The sequence below is a fragment of the Ekhidna sp. genome, from assembly GCF_965212185.1.
Lineage (GTDB): Bacteria > Bacteroidota > Bacteroidia > Cytophagales > Cyclobacteriaceae > Ekhidna.
In genome coordinates, this window is the sequence record NZ_OZ243102.1 from 464,351 (window position 1) to 487,174 (window position 22,824).

At 38.9% G+C, this 22,824-nt stretch carries 19 protein-coding genes and 1 tRNA gene; 9 read left to right on the forward strand and 11 right to left on the reverse strand.

Annotated elements, in window-relative coordinates:
- Positions 1-8: 8 nt before the first annotated feature.
- Positions 9-1,430: an MFS transporter gene (locus ACOMC3_RS02070; RefSeq protein ID WP_420317866.1), complete on the reverse strand. Its 1,422-nt coding sequence runs from the start codon at positions 1,428-1,430 to the stop codon at positions 9-11.
- A 180-nt stretch (positions 1,431-1,610) separates the two neighbouring features.
- On the opposite strand from ACOMC3_RS02070, the gene ACOMC3_RS02075 reads away from it, so the two are divergent.
- The 6 genes from ACOMC3_RS02075 to ACOMC3_RS02100 all read left to right on the forward strand — a co-directional run bounded on the left by ACOMC3_RS02075 (position 1,611) and on the right by ACOMC3_RS02100 (position 8,069).
- On the forward strand, positions 1,611-2,192 hold the full coding sequence (locus ACOMC3_RS02075) for a helix-turn-helix domain-containing protein (protein ID WP_420317867.1): 582 nt from the start codon (positions 1,611-1,613) through the stop codon (positions 2,190-2,192).
- Positions 2,193-2,266: 74 nt separating this feature from the next.
- Positions 2,267-2,914 carry a helix-turn-helix domain-containing protein gene (locus tag ACOMC3_RS02080; protein WP_420317868.1) on the forward strand — a complete coding sequence of 216 codons (648 nt, stop codon included), beginning with the start codon at positions 2,267-2,269 and terminating at the stop codon, positions 2,912-2,914.
- Positions 2,915-2,925: 11 nt separating this feature from the next.
- Positions 2,926-5,175, forward strand: coding sequence for a heavy metal translocating P-type ATPase (locus ACOMC3_RS02085; protein WP_420317869.1), 2,250 nt, complete (start codon positions 2,926-2,928; stop codon positions 5,173-5,175).
- Between the two features lie 10 nt (positions 5,176-5,185).
- Positions 5,186-6,217: an FAD-binding oxidoreductase gene (locus ACOMC3_RS02090; RefSeq protein ID WP_420317870.1), complete on the forward strand. Its 1,032-nt coding sequence runs from the start codon at positions 5,186-5,188 to the stop codon at positions 6,215-6,217.
- Between the two features lie 87 nt (positions 6,218-6,304).
- A complete protein-coding gene (locus tag ACOMC3_RS02095) occupies positions 6,305-7,720 on the forward strand; it encodes a DUF5689 domain-containing protein (protein ID WP_420317871.1) in 1,416 nt (471 codons plus the stop codon).
- 136 nt (positions 7,721-7,856) lie between these two features.
- The gene (locus tag ACOMC3_RS02100) at positions 7,857-8,069 is read left to right on the forward strand and encodes a heavy-metal-associated domain-containing protein (RefSeq protein WP_420317872.1); all 213 of its coding nucleotides are present in this window, start codon (positions 7,857-7,859) and stop codon (positions 8,067-8,069) included.
- 136 nt (positions 8,070-8,205) lie between these two features.
- Here the strand turns inward: ACOMC3_RS02100 and ACOMC3_RS02105 are convergent.
- Positions 8,206-8,279 (reverse strand) — tRNA-Arg (locus ACOMC3_RS02105).
- 160 nt (positions 8,280-8,439) lie between these two features.
- On the opposite strand from ACOMC3_RS02105, the gene ACOMC3_RS02110 reads away from it, so the two are divergent.
- A complete protein-coding gene (locus tag ACOMC3_RS02110) occupies positions 8,440-9,147 on the forward strand; it encodes an outer membrane beta-barrel protein (RefSeq protein WP_420317873.1) in 708 nt (235 codons plus the stop codon).
- Here ACOMC3_RS02110 and ACOMC3_RS02115 read toward each other — a convergent pair.
- On the reverse strand, positions 9,144-9,746 hold the full coding sequence (locus tag ACOMC3_RS02115) for a hypothetical protein (RefSeq protein WP_420317874.1): 603 nt from the start codon (positions 9,744-9,746) through the stop codon (positions 9,144-9,146). The two genes, ACOMC3_RS02110 and ACOMC3_RS02115, sit on opposite strands and share 4 nt — an antisense overlap.
- Before the next feature lie 8 nt (positions 9,747-9,754).
- A complete protein-coding gene (gene rpoN / locus ACOMC3_RS02120) occupies positions 9,755-11,194 on the reverse strand; it encodes an RNA polymerase factor sigma-54 (protein ID WP_420317875.1) in 1,440 nt (479 codons plus the stop codon).
- Positions 11,195-11,345: 151 nt separating this feature from the next.
- On the opposite strand from rpoN, the gene asnS reads away from it, so the two are divergent.
- Positions 11,346-12,803 (forward strand): asparagine--tRNA ligase, encoded by a 1,458-nt coding sequence (asnS, locus tag ACOMC3_RS02125; RefSeq protein WP_420317876.1) that lies wholly within the window; start codon positions 11,346-11,348, stop codon positions 12,801-12,803.
- 57 nt (positions 12,804-12,860) lie between these two features.
- Positions 12,861-13,679, forward strand: coding sequence for a sterol desaturase family protein (locus tag ACOMC3_RS02130; RefSeq protein WP_420317877.1), 819 nt, complete (start codon positions 12,861-12,863; stop codon positions 13,677-13,679).
- Here ACOMC3_RS02130 and ACOMC3_RS02135 read toward each other — a convergent pair whose 3' ends face one another.
- The 7 genes from ACOMC3_RS02135 to ACOMC3_RS02165 all read right to left on the reverse strand — a co-directional run bounded on the left by ACOMC3_RS02135 (position 13,680) and on the right by ACOMC3_RS02165 (position 22,778).
- Positions 13,680-16,331 (reverse strand): ABC transporter permease, encoded by a 2,652-nt coding sequence (locus ACOMC3_RS02135; RefSeq protein ID WP_420317878.1) that lies wholly within the window; start codon positions 16,329-16,331, stop codon positions 13,680-13,682.
- The gene (locus ACOMC3_RS02140) at positions 16,318-16,650 is read right to left on the reverse strand and encodes a PadR family transcriptional regulator (RefSeq protein WP_420317879.1); all 333 of its coding nucleotides are present in this window, start codon (positions 16,648-16,650) and stop codon (positions 16,318-16,320) included. Before ACOMC3_RS02140 ends, ACOMC3_RS02135 begins: the two co-directional genes overlap by 14 nt.
- A gap of 115 nt (positions 16,651-16,765) precedes the next feature.
- Positions 16,766-17,365: a porin family protein gene (locus ACOMC3_RS02145; RefSeq protein ID WP_420317880.1), complete on the reverse strand. Its 600-nt coding sequence runs from the start codon at positions 17,363-17,365 to the stop codon at positions 16,766-16,768.
- 79 nt (positions 17,366-17,444) lie between these two features.
- Complete coding sequence (locus ACOMC3_RS02150) at positions 17,445-18,350, reverse strand: hypothetical protein (protein WP_420317881.1); 906 nt, start codon at positions 18,348-18,350, stop codon at positions 17,445-17,447.
- Positions 18,351-18,404: 54 nt separating this feature from the next.
- Entirely contained in the window at positions 18,405-18,908 is a 504-nt protein-coding gene (locus ACOMC3_RS02155) for a hypothetical protein (RefSeq protein WP_420317882.1), read from the reverse strand.
- Between the two features lie 124 nt (positions 18,909-19,032).
- Entirely contained in the window at positions 19,033-20,391 is a 1,359-nt protein-coding gene (locus tag ACOMC3_RS02160; RefSeq protein WP_420317883.1) for a sigma-54-dependent transcriptional regulator, read from the reverse strand.
- Positions 20,391-22,778: an ATP-binding protein gene (locus tag ACOMC3_RS02165; protein WP_420317884.1), complete on the reverse strand. Its 2,388-nt coding sequence runs from the start codon at positions 22,776-22,778 to the stop codon at positions 20,391-20,393. Before ACOMC3_RS02165 ends, ACOMC3_RS02160 begins: the two co-directional genes overlap by 1 nt.
- Between the last annotated feature and the right edge of the window lie 46 nt (positions 22,779-22,824).

Sequence of the window (22,824 nt, forward strand, 5' to 3'; positions counted from 1 at the left end):
CTCATTTATTACTTGGAAGTTGATTTAATACCAACTACTGCCACCAAAGTCCCAAGCACACCAATTATGGCAGCTGTTCGGAATGCACCCTGAAAACCCTCAGTCAGTGCTTCCTTATAAACCGTTCCGTCAATAGACAATCCGTTGGTGATGGCTATGGCAATAGCCACAACAATCGCTAAACCAATAGCAGACCCCACCTGATATGTGGTGTTCACCAGGCCTGAAGCCAATCCGGTTTCTTCTGGCTTTGCACCCGACATGGCGGCCATAGTTCCGGGGATGTATGCCAGTGACATACCAATAGCACCAAGTAATGAGGCACCCAATACGTCCACAAGGAAATTCCCATCTACAGATACTGTCGAAAACCATACGAGTGAAGCAGTTAGTACAATCAGTCCGGCAACAAGGTTATTTTTCACCCCAAAGCGCTCAATCATTTTACCGCTCACGCCAACCATTAGGATCATGATCGCAATGGTCATAGGCAACAGTGCCACACCTGACCAAAAAGCGGAGTAGCCAAGTGTTTGCTGTAAATAAAGGTTCAGATAAAACCACATTGGAATCCATGCACCTGCCATCAGCGCCATTACCAGATTGGCTGCAGACAAATTAGGAGCTTTGAAGATGCTCAATGGGAGTAATGGAGATTTTGAATTTTTCTGGATCGCAATGAAAACGATTAGCAACACCAATGCAATCCCAAACAAGCTAATGGTAGTTAAAGAACTCCACCCATTTTGCTCCACCATGACAAGGGTGTATACAATCAGCATGGTAGCAGCAGTTACCAGAATGGCACTTAGATAATCGATTTTACCACGAACTTTACTTCCATTCATCAAAAGAGATGCACCGAACATCATTACAATTATTCCCATTGGAATGTTGATGAAAAACACCCATCTCCATGACATGTACTCGGTAAGTACACCGCCAAGGAAAACACCGGCAGAACCACCGGCCGCAGCAGAAGCACCCCAGAAACCAAAAGCTTTTCCCAGCTCTTTTGGATCAGTGAAGATGCTCATGAGCAAGTTCAGTGCTGCAGGAGCAATAAGGGCTGAACCCAGTCCTTGCAATGCTCTTCCCACGTTCATAGATGTTTCTGACCAGGCCAAACCTGTGAGTAAAGAAGCCAACGTTAGAATAGCAAAGCCCCAAAGAAAGATGTTCTTTGAGCCATACAGGTCGGAAAGCTTTCCACCCAAAAGCAACATACCCCCCAATACAATCACATAAGCATTGAAGATCCACTGCAATGCGGATGGGGTGTAGTTTAATGCACTTTGAATGGCAGGTAGGGCTACTCCAATAATGGAAGTGTCCATAATCACCATAAACTGTGCAGTACACAAGACTGCCAAAGCTGCCCATCTTTTCTCGAAGAGCGTGCCGGCGTTTAATGACATTGAATTTGACATAATTGTGAAATTTATTTTCACAAAATTCCGACAGCCACTCATGAGCTACTTTACACAATTGCCTCTATTGATTGCACAATTTTGATACTTGAATTGTTATTGACTTTATTAAGGAGATAGTTGTTGAAATAGCAATCCTCATCCTATTTATTTAACTTAACTGGGTCAATTTGAAAGACGTTGGAAATCACTCAGCTACATATTAAAAACATGGTTTGTCCCCGATGTATTATGGTGGTCAAACAAGCCTTTGATCAGATTGAAGTTGAACCTTTATCTGTTGAGCTGGGGGAGGTGAAGCTGAATGACGAATTGAATTCAGAACAGCAAAAGCGTTTAGACGATTTGCTGAAAAAAAATGGTTTTGAGCGAATTGATGATAAGAAAGTCAGGCTCCAGGAAAAGATCAAAACCCTGATTATTGACACCATCCATCATAAAGATCCTTACGATACCCATATCCAATGGTCTGCTTTTCTGGCAGATCAGCTCCATTATGATTACAACTATTTGAGTGGTCTTTTTTCGTCTATGGCGGGTATTACATTAGAGCAATACATCATACGTCAGAAGATGGAAAAAGTGAAGGAGTTTCTATTTTATGATGAATTATCGGTGAAAGAAATAGCTTACAAAATGGGTTTTAGCAGTGTGGCTCATCTGTCCAATCAATTCAAAAAAGTCATCGGAATGTCACCTACTGAATTCAAGAAAAGTATTCAAAATACCCAGTCAAGAAAGTCACTGGACCAGATCATATAATCTTGCAATCCTTCCTGGTGATTATGTAACGCTTTCGGCGCTTTTCGTACGCAACTTTGATAAAAATTGGTACGATGGAAAGCACACAGGTCAATATCAAAGGGATGGTTTGCAGTCGCTGCATTTATACCATCAGGGAAAATCTGCATAAGGCCGGAATGTTCATTCGGGACATTTCATTGGGAAAAGTCGCATTTTGCAAGCCGATTGCTGAAATCGATAAGGTAAAAATTCGGTCCATTCTTTCGGACTTAGGCTTTGAGCTTATTTCAGACAAAAAAGAAAAACGCCTGGAAGAAATTAAGGCATTCATTCATACATGGATTGAGGAAGGTAGTGGCAAGGATTCGAATTTGTCACTTTCAGAAAGCCTTGCAAGACATTTTATCATACACTATGACTCCCTCAGTGAACTATTCTCGCAAATGGAAGGTAAGTCCATTGAGAAGTATCACATTGAGAAGCGTTTGGAAGCTGTAAAGGAATTGCTGGTATATACCGATCTATCCTTATCAAAAATTGCTTTCAAAAAAGGATTCAGCAGCGTTCATCATCTTTCAACTCAGTTCAAGAAAGTCACAGGCCTGAATCCCTCCCACTTCAGGGAGATACAAGCTGCAAAGGCGCAGGTTTTAAATCAAAATTCAATGCAAAATGATGCAATCCATATCGGTAATTATGTAACAGATAACCCGGAGGTCGATCTGAACTTTGCAGAGTAAATCAAAATAAAATGGAAACAATAATAGAAAAATCAGCCAATATAACCAATGAGGTTATCAAGGAAAGCTTCCCGGTGACAGGGATGACCTGTGCGGCATGCGCCTCCAGTGTGGAGTCCATGATCAGCAATACACCAGGAGTCACCATGGCGAGTGTAAATTTTGCAACAAACTCCGTATTGGTAGAGCGTGAAAAATCAGTGACATCTGAGATGCTCCGTCAGGCAGTTCAGGCAATAGGTTATGACCTGATCGTAGACGAAGTAGATCCATCCGCAAAGCAGGAAGAGCTACAACAGAAACATTATAAGGACGTAAAAAACCGAACCATCTGGTCGGCACTGCTCACGCTACCGGTCTTTATCATAGGGATGTTCTTCATGGAGTGGAACCAAGGGCGATGGATATCCCTTACACTGACCATCCCTATCCTTTTTTGGTTTGGTCGCAGCTTTTACATTAATGCCTTCAAGCAGGCAAAACATGGTAAAGCGAATATGGACACCCTTGTGACTCTAAGTACCGGAATCGCATTTATATATAGCCTATTCAATACATTATTCCCTGAATTCTGGCACAGCAAGGGTATTCATCCTCATGTCTATTATGAGGCGGCTGTTGTCATTATCACATTTATTTCATTGGGTAAACTCCTTGAGGAAAAAGCTAAATCCAATACCTCATCCGCTATCAAAAAGCTGATGGGTCTTCAACCAAAGACTTTAAAAGCCCTGATTGATGGAGAAGAAGTAGAGATTCCAATTTCGTCTGTTCAGGTGGGTTATACCATTATTGTCAGACCGGGTGAAAAAATTCCTGTGGATGGCGAGGTGATCAAAGGGGAGTCTTTTGTGGATGAAAGCATGATTACGGGTGAACCCATTGCCGTTTCAAAAACAAGTGGCGACAAAGTATTCGCCGGAACGATCAATCAGAAAAGTTCATTCCAGTTTCGGGCAGAGAAGGTAGGTGGAGAAACGCTCCTTTCTCAGATCATCAAAATGGTACAGGAGGCGCAGGGTAGTAAGGCACCAGTACAAAAATTGGTAGACAAGATCGCAGGCATTTTTGTGCCAATCGTTGTAGGTATTTCCATTGTTACATTCATCACGTGGATGTTGGTTGGTGGCGACAATGCGTTCACACAAGCTCTGCTTACTTCCGTCGCGGTGCTGGTCATCGCGTGTCCTTGTGCATTAGGACTAGCTACTCCAACAGCCATCATGGTAGGAGTGGGCAAAGGTGCTGAAAACAACATCTTAATTAAAGACGCAGAAAGCCTGGAACTTGCGCATAAAGTGAACGCAGTGATCCTGGACAAAACCGGCACCATCACAGAAGGCCGGCCTGTTGTGACAGATATGATTTGGGGTACCCAGGATTCAGATGTGCAAAGGTCTACGGAGATTCTCCTGGGAATGGAGGCCGTTTCTGAGCACCCATTAGCAGAAGCAGTGGTCAACAAATTGAAAGAAGACCACATAGAGGCTGCTGAGGTATCCGCTTTTGAAAGCATCACAGGTAGGGGTGTCAAGGCAGTTTCAGGGGACGTCATGTACTATGTTGGAAATCGCAAGCTGATATCAGAAAACAACATCAGCATAAGTCTACCGCTCAATCAAAATGCCGGCTGGTTACAGCAGGAAGCTAAGACAGTCATCTATTTTGCCAATGAGCACCAGGTGCTTGCGGTGTTGGCCATAGCTGATCAGGTGAAGGCCAGTTCCAAACAGGCTATACAAACCCTGCAGGATCGGGATATTGATGTTTACATGCTTACAGGCGACAATCATCAAACTGCCGGAGCAGTGGCAGATCAGGTAGGATTAAAGCATTTTAAAGCAGAAGTGATGCCATCCGAGAAGGCAGACTTTGTCAAAGAGCTACAGGCTCAGGGAAAAGTGGTGGCCATGGTTGGTGACGGAATCAATGATTCTCATGCCCTTGCACAAGCAGATGTCAGCATCGCTATGGGCAAAGGATCTGACATTGCCATGGATGTGGCAAAGATGACACTGATCACATCAGATCTCATGTCTATCCCGAAGGCATTGAACCTTTCCACTAAAACCGTGATGGGCATTCGTCAAAACCTGTTCTGGGCATTCATCTACAACCTGATCGGTATCCCGATTGCAGCCGGAGTACTCTATCCGCTCAATGGATTCTTGCTTGATCCTATGATTGCCGGTGCAGCCATGGCTTTCAGTTCGGTATCGGTAGTGGCTAATAGCCTTCGATTGAAAGCTTCCAAACTGTAACAGTACAGCTATGCAAGTGCAGGTGAAAATCGAACAGATCATTCAGGAAACAAGGGACGCTTTTACTCTTGTGCTGGAGAGACATCCACAGATAGAAAAGTACCAATCTGGTCAGTTTTTGAATTTCTTCCTTGACATCAATCGTGAGGAAGTTGTGAGGCAATACTCCTTCTCAACTTCCTCATATCTCAATGAAAAGCCCAGCATTACTATCAAACGCGTGCCAGGGGGATTAGCCTCCAATTATCTGGGTGACCAACTCAATCCCGGAGATAGTATTGAAGTAAGCACCCCAAACGGTCGTTTTATTACATCCACTAAAAATGGACGTCAGATACTGATGGTGGCTGGAGGAAGTGGGATCACTCCACTCTTCTCGATACTCAAAACGATTCTAGCAAGTGAACCAAACAGCATTATCAGTCTCTTTTATGCAAATCGAAATGCTGATTCGATTATTTTCAGAAATCAATTGGATTCACTCGAAAGGCAACATGAAAGTCGACTGAAAGTGACTCATTTCCTATCGGCAAACAATAATAAAACGCTCGATAACGCAATTTATCGAAGATTGAATCCAAAGGACTTTCAGAAGTATATGGATACCTATTGGAAGCAAAATCCTGAAGCCTTCATTTGCGGACCTGATTCCATGATGAAAATGTCTCAGGATTCCTTGATCAACCTCGGTGTGCCGGCAGAAAGGATTAAAACGGAGGCATTTGTAGGATCAGGGTTTGGGGAAAATATAATCGACCATGAGGAGGCTTTCACTGAGGTAATCATTGAGAACTTCAATGGAGCACCGGTCACTTTCAGCGCCAATCGAAACCAGTCCGTACTAAAGTCAGCTTTTAATGCTGGTTTTCGATTGAAACATTCCTGCCAGGAGTCTATGTGTGGAGCTTGCAAAGTCAGGTTACTCTCAGGTAAACTGAACATGAAAACCAATTATGCTTTACCGGATGATGAATTGGATCAGGGCTATGTATTGCTATGTTCAGGGTTTCCGGAATCAGATAAACTGGAATTGTCCTATTGAAAGAGAAACCTATGATGGGCATCAAGAATTCGAAAGTCAATTGATTGACTCAAAATCCACATCTTATTTTTTTTAACTCAAATAAATATGCGATTTAAATCGTTGATAGCGATCTCTGTCCTAGGGGTGGGGATGCTAGGTTGTATAGAAGAGGAACTAATCGTTGATGAAAATCTAACGCAGGTTTCTTCTGTTGAATTTGCAAGTAACTCCGTTGCTGTTAGCAGTATGGAAAAGCGTGCAATGATTCAAGTGCGTCTGGACAAGAAATCAAATCAAAAGGGAACTGTAGACATTCGGTTGGGAGGCGATGCTCAACACAATCAGGACTACATCCTTAATCAAATTGTAAGCAATGGGATATTTACCTTAGATATTGATAATGGGGATGAATATGCAGAATTCATGATTATACGTCTGGAATCTAAAAGTACAAATACCCTTGGAATTGAATTCAGGCTCGAGAATCCATCTAATGGATTTATATTGGGAGAAAGCACATCAACTTTTGTAATTCTGCCAGATTTAGATTCAGCAAATTCTACTGCTGTTGTAAATTTCACAGATTCTTATGTTGTGTTATCAGAAGGAATCGGAGCATCAACTACCATTAATATACCAATTTGCGGAACCGTAACGCAATCTGATATTATCAGGATTAGCGTTCAGCATCCAACAGGTATTGAATATGATAAAAACTACCAATCAGTTCCAGCTGTTGTTTTAAATGAAATTGCTTTAGAAGTTTTGCCTGGAGCAACTAGTTTATCTTTTCAATTGGAGCCTGTAAATGATAACAGAATTCTTGGAAGTTATGAGCTGGCACTCACACTGGTTGGTAGTACCCAGATTTCAATAGGTTCAAATTCATCTTTGCTGATTCGAATAGAAGAAGATGACGACCTTGAAGTTTCTGTTAACTCCATTGCAGAGCTAAGAAATAGATTTGACCAATCTTCAGGAGATTTTTGGTTAGGTGAAGACTACTACATCGAAGGGGTGATCACTTCCTCGACCAATGTTATTCATAACCGAGTGGCATACATTCAGGACGGAATGGCAGGTATTGCATTGATGTTCAGCTCCGCCAATAAGCTTTCTTATGGCACCCGTGTGAGATTAAACTTGAAAGACGGTAGTGGTCAGGTGATTAATGATCAGAAAGCTATAACAGGGATAAATGATCTTTCAGGTGTCATTATGGATGAAGATGTACAGGTATCTGCAGAAACCATTTCCATTGAACAATTGCATACCGGAGCATTCGAGGGAAAGAAGGTGCGAATTGATGGTATCAGTTTTCCTGAAGCGAACAACTTAGCAACTTTTCTTGGCAGCAAAAGATTTTCCGATACATCTGGAAGATCTGCACTACTGACAACTTACGAAGGGGCAGAATTTGCAGAGTATCAATTGCCGGATTGTAAAGTATCATTGGTTGGGATCGTGGGCGACTGGGGACGATTGCAGCCTCAGGTTTTTAGCACCGACATCATCAGGTAATAATATGAAACCAGGAAGCCTCTCTTGTTAGTTTTTAGAAATTGAAATTATGTAAACCAAAGAAGAAAAATTGTAACAGGGACGGTGAATCACAACACTAAATTTGAAGTAAAATTATAAATCAAAATAAAGGACAATGAATACGTTAAAATTCAAAACAACGATCAAGTGCAGCGGTTGCCTTGCAAATGTGACTCCACACCTCAATGCTGCTGAAGGCATTGAAAAATGGGAAGTGGACATCATGAATCCAAATAAGATTCTGATAGTAGAAACTGCCGGAGCATCGGAAGGTGATGTGATCGCAGCAGTGGAAAAGGCAGGATATACTGCTGAAAAAGTAAGCTAGTATTTGTGATTAGGTTGGGTTGTAAAAGGGTGGCTTAGGCTGCCTTTTTGTATTTTAATTCCTCTCTGAAATTATGTTTCGTTTGACTTAAATTAAAAAAAGCCCAAGTCTTTCGACTTGAGCTTTCTTCTCTTCGTGAACTCGGAGGGATTCGAACCCCCAATCTCCTGGGCCGTAACCAGGTGCATTATCCAGTTGTGCTACGAGTCCAATAGGAGCGCAAAAGTAACAATTATGCTCTAAAATTTTCGTTAGTCATCCATGATTCTATCTTTGCCGAAATTTTTCTAGCGGCATTTTCATCATTTAACATTCATTAAGATCAAAAAAGTTGAAAAAGACCCTTCTTTGCAGAAATAAAAAGACATATATGAAGTACCTATTTGGAGCATTTTTAAGCCTTACACTATTATTTTCAAACGCTCAAGAGTTGAAACGTCCTGATATTCCAGGAGATTTAATGGTTGATGTGGGTTTTAATGTGTGGTCTTCTATGCCAGGACCTTTAGAAAAAAATACCTGGGCTTCTAAATCCATCGGAATCTATTATACCAAGCGAAAGGTTTTGGCTAATAACTTTTCCTTTGGCTATGGAATTGGATTGGGTCTTGAGAAGATGAGCCTTGGCGATTCAGCAACATTATCTAGCAAGTACACATTTACATTTTCAGGGAATACTCCCGATTCACTTACATCAGTTGCAATTATTCCAAATTCTCAAAACTTTAAAAAGAATAAACTTGCTACAACGTACTTAGATATTCCAATTGAATTTAGATATCATCCATTGGGAACTGATGAGGGTGAAGGTTTATTTATTGGTGCGGGAGGAATTATAGGAGTAAGATTAAATGCACATTCCAAATGGAAATACGACAATCAAGGTGAGAATGTAACTCAGAAAATTGAAGGCAAATTCAACCTTAATTCGTTTAGATACGGCTATCAAGTAAGAGCCGGATTTAAAGGCATTCACATCTTTTACAAAAGATACGTATCAGACGTGTTTAAAGATTCTTTTACTGATGGAAGCAATCCTGTAATGACAACTGTTGGTATTAATGTAACTGGATTCTAAAGGAAAATAGCAATTGTTAAAAAGCTATAAATGAACCCCAGGATAGCCCCTGACCATACTTCTTTCGGTTGGTGATATCCAAGGTATAACCTACTTGCGCATGTGATTCCAGCGGCAAGTATTAATGCATAGAAATACCAACCTATATCAACTCCCATTAAGATTGTTAAGGCACAAACAAATCCAACGGAACTCCATATTGCGGTGGCATGAATGCTGATTTTAAACCATGCGGTAATCACAATAAGAATTCCAATCAAAACGGAAACCCCAATCATAACAGTCATAAAAACTGGACCCATTTGAAGCTTCTCTGCGAATAGATAGGATGAGGCCCCATAATAGAATACAATAAAAATAAATGGACGAATGCGTTCTTTCCTTTTTGTTAATTCTAGGTTGGAGATATATGAAAAGGATTTTAGAAGAAAAATACTAAGAGCTGGCATCAAAGCAGTGGTAATAAAAATCACAAGTATAAATTGAGGAACTGCCTCAGGAACAATTCGTGGGAATAGCTCGGGCGATTCAGAAAATAGGATTGCACTCAAGTAAGTGGCCATTAAGAGTGGATGCATAGCCACAGAAACTATCTTCATTAATATTCTCAAAGTTCTTTCCTGAGTCTAGCTACAGGTATATTTAATTGCTCCCTATATTTTGCAACGGTTCTTCGAGCGATATTATAGCCACACTCTTTTAGAGCTTTTTCTAATTTTTCGTCAGAAAGTGGTTTAGACTTATCTTCAGCTACAATGAACTCTTTTAATTTACTTTTCACTTCTCTGCTACTCACATCCTCACCTGAATCAGTTGATATTCCCTCGGAGAAGAAATACTTCAGGGGAAATACACCGAATTCCGTTTGAACGGTTTTACTACTTGCTACGCGAGATACGGTAGAAATATCCATTCCAATTCGATCGGCAATATCTTTCAATATCATTGGTTTTAGCTTACTTTCATCTCCCTCGAGGAAATATTCATATTGAAAGTTAATGATAGCTTGCATGGTGTTTAGTAGTGTCTGCTGCCTTTGTCTAATCGCATCAATAAACCACTTTGCAGAGTCTAATTTTTGCTTGATAAATGAAACGGTTTCTTTAAGTTTCTTGTCCTTCTTATTGCTTTTATCGTATGCCTGAAGCATCTCCGAATAAGATCGACTTACCTTAAGCTGGGGCGCATTTCGGGAATTTAGTGAAAGTTCCAGCTTATCATTATTGTTAACAAGGATGAAGTCTGGAATGATATATTGAGTTTTAACAAGTTCGTCTCCAGTGCCACCGGGTTTAGGATTTAACTTGGTTATTAAATAAATAGCCTCTCGAAGTAAGTCTTCATTGTCAAGACTTAGCTTCTTTGCTATTTTATCATAATGCTTTTTTGAAAATTCATTGAAACAATTATCAATAATCCGCCTTGCTGTAATGACTACTTCACTGTCTTCATCTTTCCTTTCAAGTTGGAGCAATAGACATTCCTGTAGATTTCTAGCACCTATACCAGCAGGTTCAAAATTTTGAATTTTATAAAGCAGGTTTTCTAGTTCCTCTTCATCCGTTTCCACTCCTTGAGAAAAAGCCAGGTCATTTACTATTGCTTCAAGCTCACGTCTTATATAGCCATCTGAATCAATGCTTCCAATCAACTGCTTTCCTAAAACCTCTTGTCGCTCATCCAGCTTTAAATAACCCAATTGTGAAATCAAATGCTCGTGAAGCGTTTTGCCCATAGAGATGGGAGACTCCTTATCCTCTTCATCTGGATTACGACCATCCCCTTGCATTTTGTATCCGGCATAATCATCCTGTAAGTAATCTTCAATTCCCTCCGTTACACTATCTTCAAATTCCTCTTCATAATCTTCTGAAGTATCGTCTGCCTCTTTTTCCTCTTTCCCTTCTTCTAGTGCTGGGTTCACTTCAAGCTCTTCTTCTACACGAGCCTCCAATTCTGCAGTTGGCACTTGCAATAGCTTGATAAACTGAATCTGCTGAGGAGATAGTTTTTGTTGAAGTGATTGTGTTAGAGAGAGTTTTTGCATTTTTTTAGTCCTAATCTAATAAAGCACTTAAGCAAACGCTTTAGGCCTTATAGTTAATAAAGTCTTGTCTCTGAGGCAAACCTAAAAGCATAAGACCTTATTATGTGAGTCAAAAATATCACATTCGTTAGTTTTGCGGCGCAAATATTTAATGACTGTGGAAAAAATAAGAAGAACAAAAATCAGGCAAATTTTGGAAGACGGGAAATCCGGGACGGAATTATGTGTAAAAGGATGGGTGAGAACTAAGCGTGAAAGTAAGAATGTAGCGTTTGTGGCACTTAATGATGGTTCCACTATCAATAATTTGCAATTAGTTCTTGATGTACCCAAAGTGGACGAAGAAGTTCTTCGTAAAATCACTACAGGTGCCAGTATTTCAGCTAATGGGAGATTAGCTGAATCTCAAGGTTCAGGTCAGTCAGTAGAGTTATTGGTTGATGAAATAGAAGTTTTGGGAGAAGCACATCCGGATGAATTCCCACTTCAGCCGAAAAGACACTCCATGGAGTTTTTACGAGAAATTGCTCATTTAAGACCAAGAACCAACACTTTCGGTGCAGTTTTTAGAATTCGTCATGAGATGGCTTATGCTCTACATACATTCTTTCATAATAAAGGATTCTTTTACCTTCAAACTCCGATTCTCACTACTTCAGATGCAGAGGGTGCAGGTGAGACCTTTACGGTGACAACATTAGATTTAAACGATGTACCAAAAACGGAGAAGGGTGAAGTTGATTACAAGCAAGACTTTTTTGAAAAGGAAACAAATCTAACTGTATCTGGACAGTTGGAGGGAGAGTTGGCAGCACTGGCTATTTCGGAGATCTATACTTTCGGTCCAACTTTCAGAGCAGAGAACAGCAACACCACTCGACATTTAGCAGAATTCTGGATGGTAGAGCCTGAAATGGCATTCTATGATTTGATTGATAATATGGATCTCGCTGAAGAGATGCTTAAATACATGGTAAAGCATGCTCTTGAAAACTGCCAGGATGACCTTGCATTTCTAAATAAACGCTTGCAAGACGAGGAAAAGCAAAAACCACAGAATCAGCGCAGTGAAATGACACTATTAGAGCGACTGCAATTTGTTGCAGAAAATGATTTTGAACGAGTTTCTTATTCAGATGCAATCGAAATTTTAAAACGATCTAAGCCAAATCAGAAGAAGAAATTTCAATATTTAATTGAGGAATGGGGTGCAGACCTGCAAAGTGAACATGAGCGGTTTTTAGTAGAGAAGCACTTTAAAAAGCCTGTCATTCTTTTCAACTATCCTAAAGATATCAAAGCATTCTACATGCGTCAGAATGATGATGATAAGACCGTTGCAGCGATGGATGTCCTGTTTCCAGGAATTGGTGAAATCGTGGGAGGATCGCAAAGAGAGGAGAGAGGCTCCAAACTAGAACAACGAATGGCGGAAATGAATATTCCAAAAGATGAACTTTCGTGGTATTTGGATACTAGAAAATTTGGAACGGTTCCTCATAGTGGTTTTGGGCTGGGGTTTGAGCGTATGATCCAGTTCGTAACTGGGATGGGTAATATCCGAGATGTAATCCCATTCCCACGTACTCCTGGCAATTGCGAGTTTTAAGAATCAAACATTTATCACTTGCTGTAGTATATTCGTTATTCGTTTAAGTAAAAATTGATGGATGAGTTTCTGAATTATTTTGCAGCATTGACAACCGTTCAAAAAATCATTTGGGTGGGAATTTGCCTGGGGTTCTTTTTCATTCTGGAGAATTTTATCCCACTGGTCAAGCATGAATATAAACGATTAAGACACGATGGCGTAAACCTGTTTTTCTTGGTATTACTTATGATCATCAATATCGGATATGGAGTACTATTAGTTTCAGCAACAGGGTGGACATCTTCAGCTGGATTCGGATTACTTAATTGGATTTCAATGCCGACATGGGCAGGCCTATTGGTTTCTTTCGTTGCACTTGATTTAGTCTCCCAATATTTCGCGCATTACTTATTACATCGAGTTAAATGGATGTGGAAACTTCACCTGGTCCATCACAGTGATACCAAGGTGGATCTAACAACTGGTGTACGTCAGCATCCTATTGAATTTGTATTAAGAGAAGCACTTGCCCTTCTTACATTCATTCTTTTCGGGATGCCGGTGGCTTATTATTTGTTTTATCGAATCATCACAATCTTTTTTACTTACTGGACACATGCAAATATCAAACTTCCAAAATGGCTTGATAAAGCATTGAGCTACATCATTATAACACCCAATGCTCATAAGTTCCACCATCACTTTGAACGCCCCTGGACGGATACCAATTTTGGGAACGTGCTTTCCATTTGGGACAGACTATTTGGTACATTCACTTACGATGATACCTCTAAAATCAAATACGGATTGGATGTAACGGACCCTAATCGGGATGAAGATATCAAATATCAGCTTGGACTTCCATTCAATAAGTCGATCAAAACAGATTACTAATCATTCATATTTAAGTGTTTCCACTGGGTTAATTAAGGATGCCTTCAACGCATGGTAGGCAATCGTAATTATGGATATTATAAAGGTTAATGCACCTGCCAAAATGAAAGGCCAAACCCTTATCTCTGTTCTGAATGCAAAGCTATTGAGCCATTCGGTCAATGAATAATAGGAGATAGGTATTGCAATTACAAAGGCAACAATTATCAAGAGCATAAATTCCTTAGACAATAGCATCAAAATCTGAGATGTATTTATTCCCAGTACTTTTCTAACGCCAATCTCTTTTGTGCGCTGCTCTACACTAAAGGTGGCCAAGCCAAATAATCCAAGACAAGCAACTGTTATTGCAAGAATTGAAAATATGAGTGTAACACTACTGAGTTTTTGCTCTGATTTGTAAGAATCATTCAGACGATCATCGAGAAAGAAAAAATCGAAAGGACGTTCTGGTAATACAGAAACCCATGCCTTTTCCAAATCTGTTAGAGCATTTTGCATTTGACTTCCATCAATCTTCACTGCCACGTACTTTATGAAAAGATTAAATGCATCTGGTCTGGTGTTTAGCGTTATTACTAATGGAGCTATTGGATGATGCTTTGAAGCAAAATTGTAATCTTCAACTACACCGACTATTCGCCCTTTCATTTCCCCTCTATAGTTAAATCGTTTGCCTACAGCATCTTCCGGATCGCCCCATCCCATACTTTGAACAAGTGTTTCATTTACAATAAGTGCAAGCGAGTCATCCGTTTGAATCGTATGATCGTATGCTCTTCCTGCCTTCAAAGGAATATTCATGGTGGAAATGAAATCATGTCTCACATTGAATCGTGGAAATGGCTTTGATTTATCCATTCCTTCGAAAGTATAGTTACCGACTTGAAACTTAGCACCTACAATTTCTTCTACAGCAGTCATTGATTTAATATGTGTGCTTTGTAATGCAGCAGTTTTGAAATTTTCATAATGGTTCCCCATTGGTGATTGGATTACAGGCACCATCACGACATTTTCATCATCAAACCCAGCGTCTTTATTTTGAAGGAAGTTTAGTTGATTTAAGACTATTAATGTGCCAATTATAAGCATGATCGAAATAGTAAACTGGGAGGTAACAAGTATTCTCCTAAAGTTGAGACCACTGGTCTTTAAATGACCATTTTTAATGACCCGCACAGTTTTAAAGGATGATAAAACAAATGCAGGATAGAATCCTGAAAGCAATCCAATAAATAATCCTGCACCTAGCAGTCCAAATAGAAATATTGGCTCTAATAAAATTGCTAAAGAAACTGTTTTTTCAGTCAGAATATTAAAGCCGGGTAGCACTAAAGCTACTATTCCAACTGCAACGATAAGCGATAGAAATGTTAGAAGAACAGATTCAATAATGAATTGATTGATTAGTTGTGACTTGGTACTTCCCAAGGATTTTCTCACACCAACTTCCTTAGCTCTTTTATTTGCTCTGGCTGTACTTAGATTAATAAAATTAATTGAGGCAATGACAAGAACGATTATGGCAACCAACCCAAAAATGTAAACATTTTTAATATCGCTATTTGCCGTGATTTCATAGTCGAGCTTGCTGGTTAGATGAATATCTTCAATAGGCTGTAATTGTAACTGAATGTCATCCTTAATAAAATCCGGAAAGTATTTCTGAATGAAGTCAGGAAACTGGGCAGTTAATTCATTTGGCTGAGTGTTCTCTTCTAGCACGATGTATGTCCAGCATGGGTTCCAATACCAGGTGGTTGGATATTTTCCGCCAAATGATTGCCTTAATGTAGAGAAAGAGATGATAAAGTCGAACTTAAAATGCGCGTTACTGGGTGTGTCTTCCAGAACACCGGTAATCTGTAGGTTTTGATTCCCTTGAAATTCAAGCGTTTTACCAAGGGGATCTTCATCTACAAAATACTTTTTTACCATCGATCGTGTAATTAGGATCGAATTGGGCTCACTTAGAGCAGTGTTTTTATCACCTGCAATTAGTTCAAAATCAAAAACATCAAATAGCGTAGAATCAGCAAAAAATATGTTTGACTCATTAAATCCTTTGTCTGCCGCTTTGTTTGCCAATGCTAATGAAGGAGACTGAAAATTGAAAAAGCGTACGAAACCCTCAACTTGCCTGTCAAAATCCAATTTTAGTGCCGGTCCGGTAGGGAAGGGAAGGCTCGCTGAATGTTCTCCTACTCCTTCACTTTCAAATTTTTCAAGAACCCGGTATATCCTGTCAGATTTAGAGTGGAACGTGTCATAGCTCAGTTCATCATAAATATAGAAGCAGATCAGCACACAACAGGCTAAACCTACGGCCAATCCTGTGACATTTAAGAAAGAATACACTTTTTGTTTGACGAAAGTGCGGAAAGTAATTTTTAGATAATTTCTGAGCATAGCGATATGTGTTGAGTTTTGACTTCTTTTTTTTAAAGCAAATGGTCTGAAGAGTGCGAATACATCCAGAATAAAAAAGAGATCCGCTTTCCATTTTTTCATTAATTCGCGCCGTTCATCATACAATTCATAAACATCACCTCTCAATATTTCCAAATGGTCATCGTGACAAAACCAACCAAGAAATCTGTCTGGCCATTTAGGGGGTTTTTGAGCATATGAATCTTCAGTCTCTCGCATAGCTTACCTGAGGAAGAGTGTGATAGAGGGAAGAACGCAACTCGAAGGATTGATCAAGAGCGTTTCTACCAAAAGCAGTGATTTCATAAAATCTTTTCCTTCTTCCGCCTCTCTCTGCAGTAGCACCACCCTCAAAAGAATTTATGAATCCTTTTTTTTCCAATCGATTCAATGCTGAATGAAGAGCTCCAATACTGGGATTGCGCTTAGTTTTTTCTTTCAATTCGTTTTTTATTGAAATACTGTACGCATTATCATGAAGCGAACCAACAATTAGTAGTACCAACTCTTCGAATTCACCAAGTTGAGTGTGTTTCATAGAGGTGATTTTACGAAAGAAAATTTAATTAGTTTCCTAATGGTATAACTAATGATGGTAAACAAAAAAACCTATCCGTTTCCAGACAGGTTTTCATAGCTGATTTTAAAAAAGATTAAAAGTCTAGTGCAACATAAAGCTGAAATACAGAATTCTTAGCATTACTTGCCGCCTCTCCAGCGAATGAGCCTGATTTACCAATTTCCCTTAATCCATAATTGTATCTTAGACCGATCTGACTTGCATCAAACTCAATAGCAGCACCGCCTGATAGCCCATAATCAATTGTATTGAAATCATCTCTGTCCAATTGAGCAACACCGTTGACACTTCCGTCTGAGTCTACATCTTTCACATTAACTCCTACTAGAAAACCCAGGTATGGACCTACATGAAGGTTGAAATCTCCGACATGTCCAACGAATTGCAAAGGCATCTCCAGGTAGTTCAAATTGTACCTGTACTTACCACTTCCAAGAGCACCATCATAGATAATTTCGGCTCCTTTATTAGAATAATTTAGCTCTGCTTGAAAAGCTTCGTTTGCAGCCTGATGCCACAATCCTAAATTAAGTCCAATTTTCATGTTCTCATCACTAACATCGTTTACATACAGGTTAGAGAAATTAGCTCCACCTTTAATTCCGCTACGCTGAGCCATTAAAAGCGCTGATGTAAAAAATAGTATGCTTAATATTATTGCTTTCGTTTTCATAATTTTTGATTTTAAATGATTCAAAGGAAGGGCCCACTAGAACGTGGACCCTTAGAGTCACCACAACCCATAACTGATTCTAGCTTTTAACAGCTACAACCAGGTATTTTGAAATTCCCCAGAATTTGTCTGGGTTTTTAATGTCAATGTATTTGATCACATCTCCTTCTTTCACAATCTCATAAGAGTCAGATGGATGTTCTGTAATCAGGTCGACTTTTTCGGCATCCACGATTAAGCGATTGGTGGTGCGAATGTCGATTTCACTGAACTTATTTTTTGCAGCATCTGGATCCAACTCGTTGGTTTTACCAAACCACAAGAATCCACCTTCTTTAGAGACAAGTCCATCTTCAACAAGTGACTTTTCCGAGCCAATCGCAAAAAATGCTTTGCTTAATTCTTCTTGCTGCATATTGATTTTTTCCATCTGTGTATCCAGTGTTGCTTCTTGTGTTTCGACCCGATATTCCAAAGACTTGATATCAGCGATCATTTCAGCGATAGCTGCGTCCTTCTCTTTTAATTCCTCCCTCAACAAGGTGATTGATTTTTTTCGATCTTCTAACTCTCTGGAAAGCTGATTAATACGGTTCTTAAATGAGTTAAGATTGATATTAGCATTGTCAAGCTTTGATACGAGCTTTGCTACGGTTTCATTTGTTTGTACAATTAAACTATCAATCATACTCATGTCTTTTACCATTTGCTTTTTATCTGCAGTGGTAAAATCGTTGCTCTTGCTTACGTTAGAGAGTAAATTCTCACGTTGTTTTATTTTCTCAATTTTGCTTTCCACACCATACATGATATCGATGATTTCATTGTATGCAGAATCTCGTTTCTGCAGCTCTTCTTCCAATTTCATTGACTGAAAAGTCAATTCTTCTTTTTCTTCTTGCATGGAAATAAATGCAAATGCAAGCCCGATGGTGATGGCAAGGCCAATCACTACGGCTAATATGTTTTTAGTTTGTGCTTTCATAATTTTTATAAGTTAAATTCTCACTTTTTCATATAGAGATTGAATCCATCATGATCAAAAGGTTACTTTAATTCCTAACCCTGGATCCAAAGCGATAAATGCATCTCCATCTGTAGCCACTTCAAAAAACGGCTTGAAGTCAAGGCTTACTGCAATTGGTACTTCCTGAATTTTATACTCTATACCGAATATTCCATCGATACCTAATCCCACTTCTGATGTTTCTCTTCTATAGAGTCCGTCATTTTTAATTACATCCGATTGAGTGGCCACATGGCCACCAATACCATAGTACCAGTTTAGGCCTGGCTCTGAGAAAGCCGGAGCATATCGCTCTACCAATAAAGTTGCTGAGAATGCATTTGGGTAAAATCCCACGATCCCTTCGATTGCCTTATTAGCGCCTGTAAAATGTTTAACTGTCAACCCTGATGTACCCAGACCTCTAACTCCTACCGCTGTTTTGTAGGATGTACCTGTTTTTAATTGTTGACCAGCTAGTGGGCTAGCTATCAGTACACTTAAGAAAAGAATTGATATAGCTTTAAATAACTTCATAATCTTGTCTATTTTCATTTGACTATGAAGAATCAATGGATGTGCCTAAAAATTAACTAACTGATAAACAGGCAATTAATTCAATTTATTTTGAATTATTTTTCTCATTATGAGAAAACATCTCTTATTGGGAGGACTCTTTTTCTTCTTTTAGGAGTCTGTAAATGGTTGACTGGCCGATATCTAGTTTTTCTGCAACTAGTTTAATATCGTCATTATACTTTTTAATATATGAATGAATAATACGCATTTGATATTCACGCATACTCATTTCTTCGGTTAGAATGTCTGCAAGCACATCTTTTTGGGCGAATGTGATATCACCTGGTGTAATCTCTTTTTCATCTGCCATGACCATGGCAAGCTCAACAATAGATTTGAGTTCCCGAATATTACCAGGGAAGGGATAATTCATAAGCTTTTGAAGTGAAGCCTTTGAAAATGATTTTAACTCCTGGTCATTTTCTTTTGCAAATGATTCTGCAAAATGTTTGGCAAGAATAATCACATCTTTATCCCTCTCACGTAAAGGGGGTAATTCAATCGGTAATCCAAAAAGTCGATAGTATAGATCTTCTCTGAAATTCCCATTTTTTACTTCCTGCTGGAGATTACGATGGGTCGCAACTATAACTCTACAATCAATTTTTATGGGTGATGATCCTCCTACTCTTGTTACTTCTCTTTCTTGTAATGCCCTTAGAAGTTTTGCTTGAAGAGAGATTTCCATCTCACCTATTTCATCAAGGAAAAGAGTACCACCCTGGGCTTGTTCGAATTTGCCGATGTGTTTTCCAGTGGCTCCTGTAAAGGAACCTTTCTCATGTCCGAACAGCTCACTTTCGACTAAATCTTTAGGAATAGCGCTCATATTTACAGGAACGAAAGGCTTGGTTTTATGCTTTCCATTATAATGGATTGATTTGGCAACAACCTCTTTTCCAGTACCGGTTTCCCCGGTTATCATTACCGTAATATTGGTCTTGATTGCTTTGTCAATCAGCTTGAAGATTCTCTTTATACCAGCACTTTGCCCAATGATATTCGATTGAAATTCATACTTTTTTTCAACTTCTTCTTGCAAAGATTCTACACGCGCTTCTAACTTTTTATTCTTGCCTAACTTGTTTAAAACATGAATGAGTCGATCCCTTATATCATCTGTTTTGGTCAGGTAGTCGTATGCTCCTTTTTTAAGAAGGTCAATAGCTGTCTCGATATCTTGTTGTTCCGAAATGATGATTACTTCAATAGTTGGATCAAAAGCTTTTATTTTATCAAAAAGTTGAGAACCAGAATAGTCAGGAAGTCTGAAATCGAGAGTAATTAACTGAGGCTTCTCCTTAAGCTCGTTCAACATAGATTCTCCATCTGGAAATGCTTTTACAGAATGGTCAGGGTTTAAGCTTAAGGTATGTATAAGCAGTTTTCTATACCATTCATCATCTTCGACAACAAATATTTTGAAAGATTGCTCAGCCATTACTTTTTGTTTTTCTGTAAATGTAAATTAAGTGCATTAACGAGCTCTTCGGTTGAGGACTTGATCTCTGTATAACCTTCAGATGATATAGAATGACCTTCCCGGGCTCTTAACTCATGGGTTTTTAATAGGTAAACTATTTTTTCCGCTTTAAGATGGCGTGCTGGGGCTATTATCTTATGAAGGACTTCTGCTGCAATGCTCCATTCTTTATTCAAAAAACTTTCATCTAAGACCCTTAAGTTTTCATTTGTACTCGTAATAAAAGTTTCAATCATATCAATAACAAAATCTTCATCACCCATTCTATTTAAGCCATCCAAATTGAAAAGTAAACTTTCGGAGTTACCCATATCATTTTCATTTTTGTTATTAATGTCTTGACTTTCTCTCATCAACGTTAGAAGTTCATTTGTATCAAATGGTTTGCGTAGCACCTGTTTTATCCCTGAACTTTTAGCCAGCTTCATATCCTGATCAGAAACAGTTGCTGTAAGCCCAATAATTGGTGTGTCTGAATTGAGTTTATTTTCTTTTCTGATTTTTTGAGCTACCTGAGTTCCATCCATTTCTGGCATCCGAAAATCCATTAGAATCACGTCATACTCTATACTTCGCATCATTTCAAACGCTTGCTGACCATCCTCAGCTAAATCATAAGTGATATTATGTTCTTTTAAGATTGCCATTAAAAGCTTTCTGTTAAATTCCTCATCATCAGCAATAAGCACATGCATATTATTTAATTGAGGTGATTCAAGTACAGCTTCAGAATGATCATCTTTCTCTGATAACTGGTAAGGAAGGGTTATCGAGAAGGTGCTACCCATTCCTGGAGTGCTTACAACTTTAATTTTGCCACGATGTATTTTAACCAGCTTTTTGGTAATGGACAGTCCGAGCCCAGTTCCCTTGCGTTTATCTTCTCTATTTATTTGTTCAAATTGATTGAAGATGCCTTTCTGCTTTTCGGCTGGAATTCCCACGCCAGTATCCTTAACTTCAAAAGTCAGTTGAATTCCATTTTTTGTATCCTTTCCTCTAAAGGCTGACACATAAACACCTCCTTTATCTGTGAATTTGATTGCGTTGAAAATAAGATTGAGAAGTATTTGACGTAATCTATATGGATCACCAACTACGAACTTAGGTAGGTTATCCGTTCCTAACTCTAGAGTCAGATTTTTTTCAGTGGCCTTATCTTCAAGAAGCTTGATCGCATCATTTAGAAGTTCCTCTGGGTTAAATACCTTTTGCTCTAATTTTATTTTGCCACTTTGAAGTTTTGAAAAATCCAAAACATCATTGAGAATGTGAGTTAGATGTTCTGTTGACTTATTTATGATCTGCAAATATTCTTCCTGCTCTTTATTAATGTCACTTTTTAATAAAAGCTCAGCAAAACCTCCTATAGCGTTCATTGGCGTTCTAATTTCATGACTCATATTGGCTAGAAATTGCTCTTTCTCTTGAGCTAGTTTAAGTGCATTCTTTCTGGAAGAAGCTAAGGCTTCCTGGTATTTTCTGGTGCGAAGGATATAGATAATGAGCACAGAAAGAGTAATCAAGAGAAGTAAAGGAACCACTATACTAAACATGGTTACATACTTATTGGTAGTTCGTGCGATTTCACGTGCGCCAATTGCGTGAGTCCTGATTCTATCCAATTCATTAGTTTCCATTGAAGCAAGAAGTGAGGAAATTTTTGACTGAATTTCCTGATGATCCTGCTGGAGGGAGAATTCTTTGAGTTTCTGAGTATAAGCATTTCGCTGAGATTGATTGGCAATTGAATCAAGCTGGCTATTGATCAATTCCTTATATTCAGAAGATCCATAAATATCAATTGTATCTGAAGCGATGATTTGCTCTTTTTTACCAAAAAGGCTTTGAAGGAAACCTCGTTTTTTTCGAAGAAGGGTATCTTCTAAAATTCGTTTAGTTTGAATATCACTAAGTTGGATTTTGAGTTGAGCAAATGTCTCGCTCATTGTTTCATAGTTAAGATCTGCAACTTGTGATAGTACGGTTCCTTTATTTAGGATTAAGTTTTGCAGTGAATCTAAAGAGAGAATAAAGTCAAGCTCTGCATTTTGAAATTTTAGTGTATCGATCATACGAACTGCGTTAGCAATGCTTTTTTCAAAGCTTTTCATATGTACAATTTCATCCGTATACACAAAGCGTTCCATGGCATGGTCCACTTTCTGGAGTTCTAGATCGATATTATTTAATAGTACGAGATTAACATTGGGTACTACTTCCTTTTCCAGAGCACCAATGATTTGATTCAGGTTCTTATAAGCAAAAAAACCTAAGAACGATGCACCTATGGTTAGAACCAATAATGATGTTCCTAGTATGTAAGGAAATCTACTTCGTTTCAAAGTGTTTTTTTGCAGCAAAGGTGTTAAGAGTTTGTGGTAACAAAAA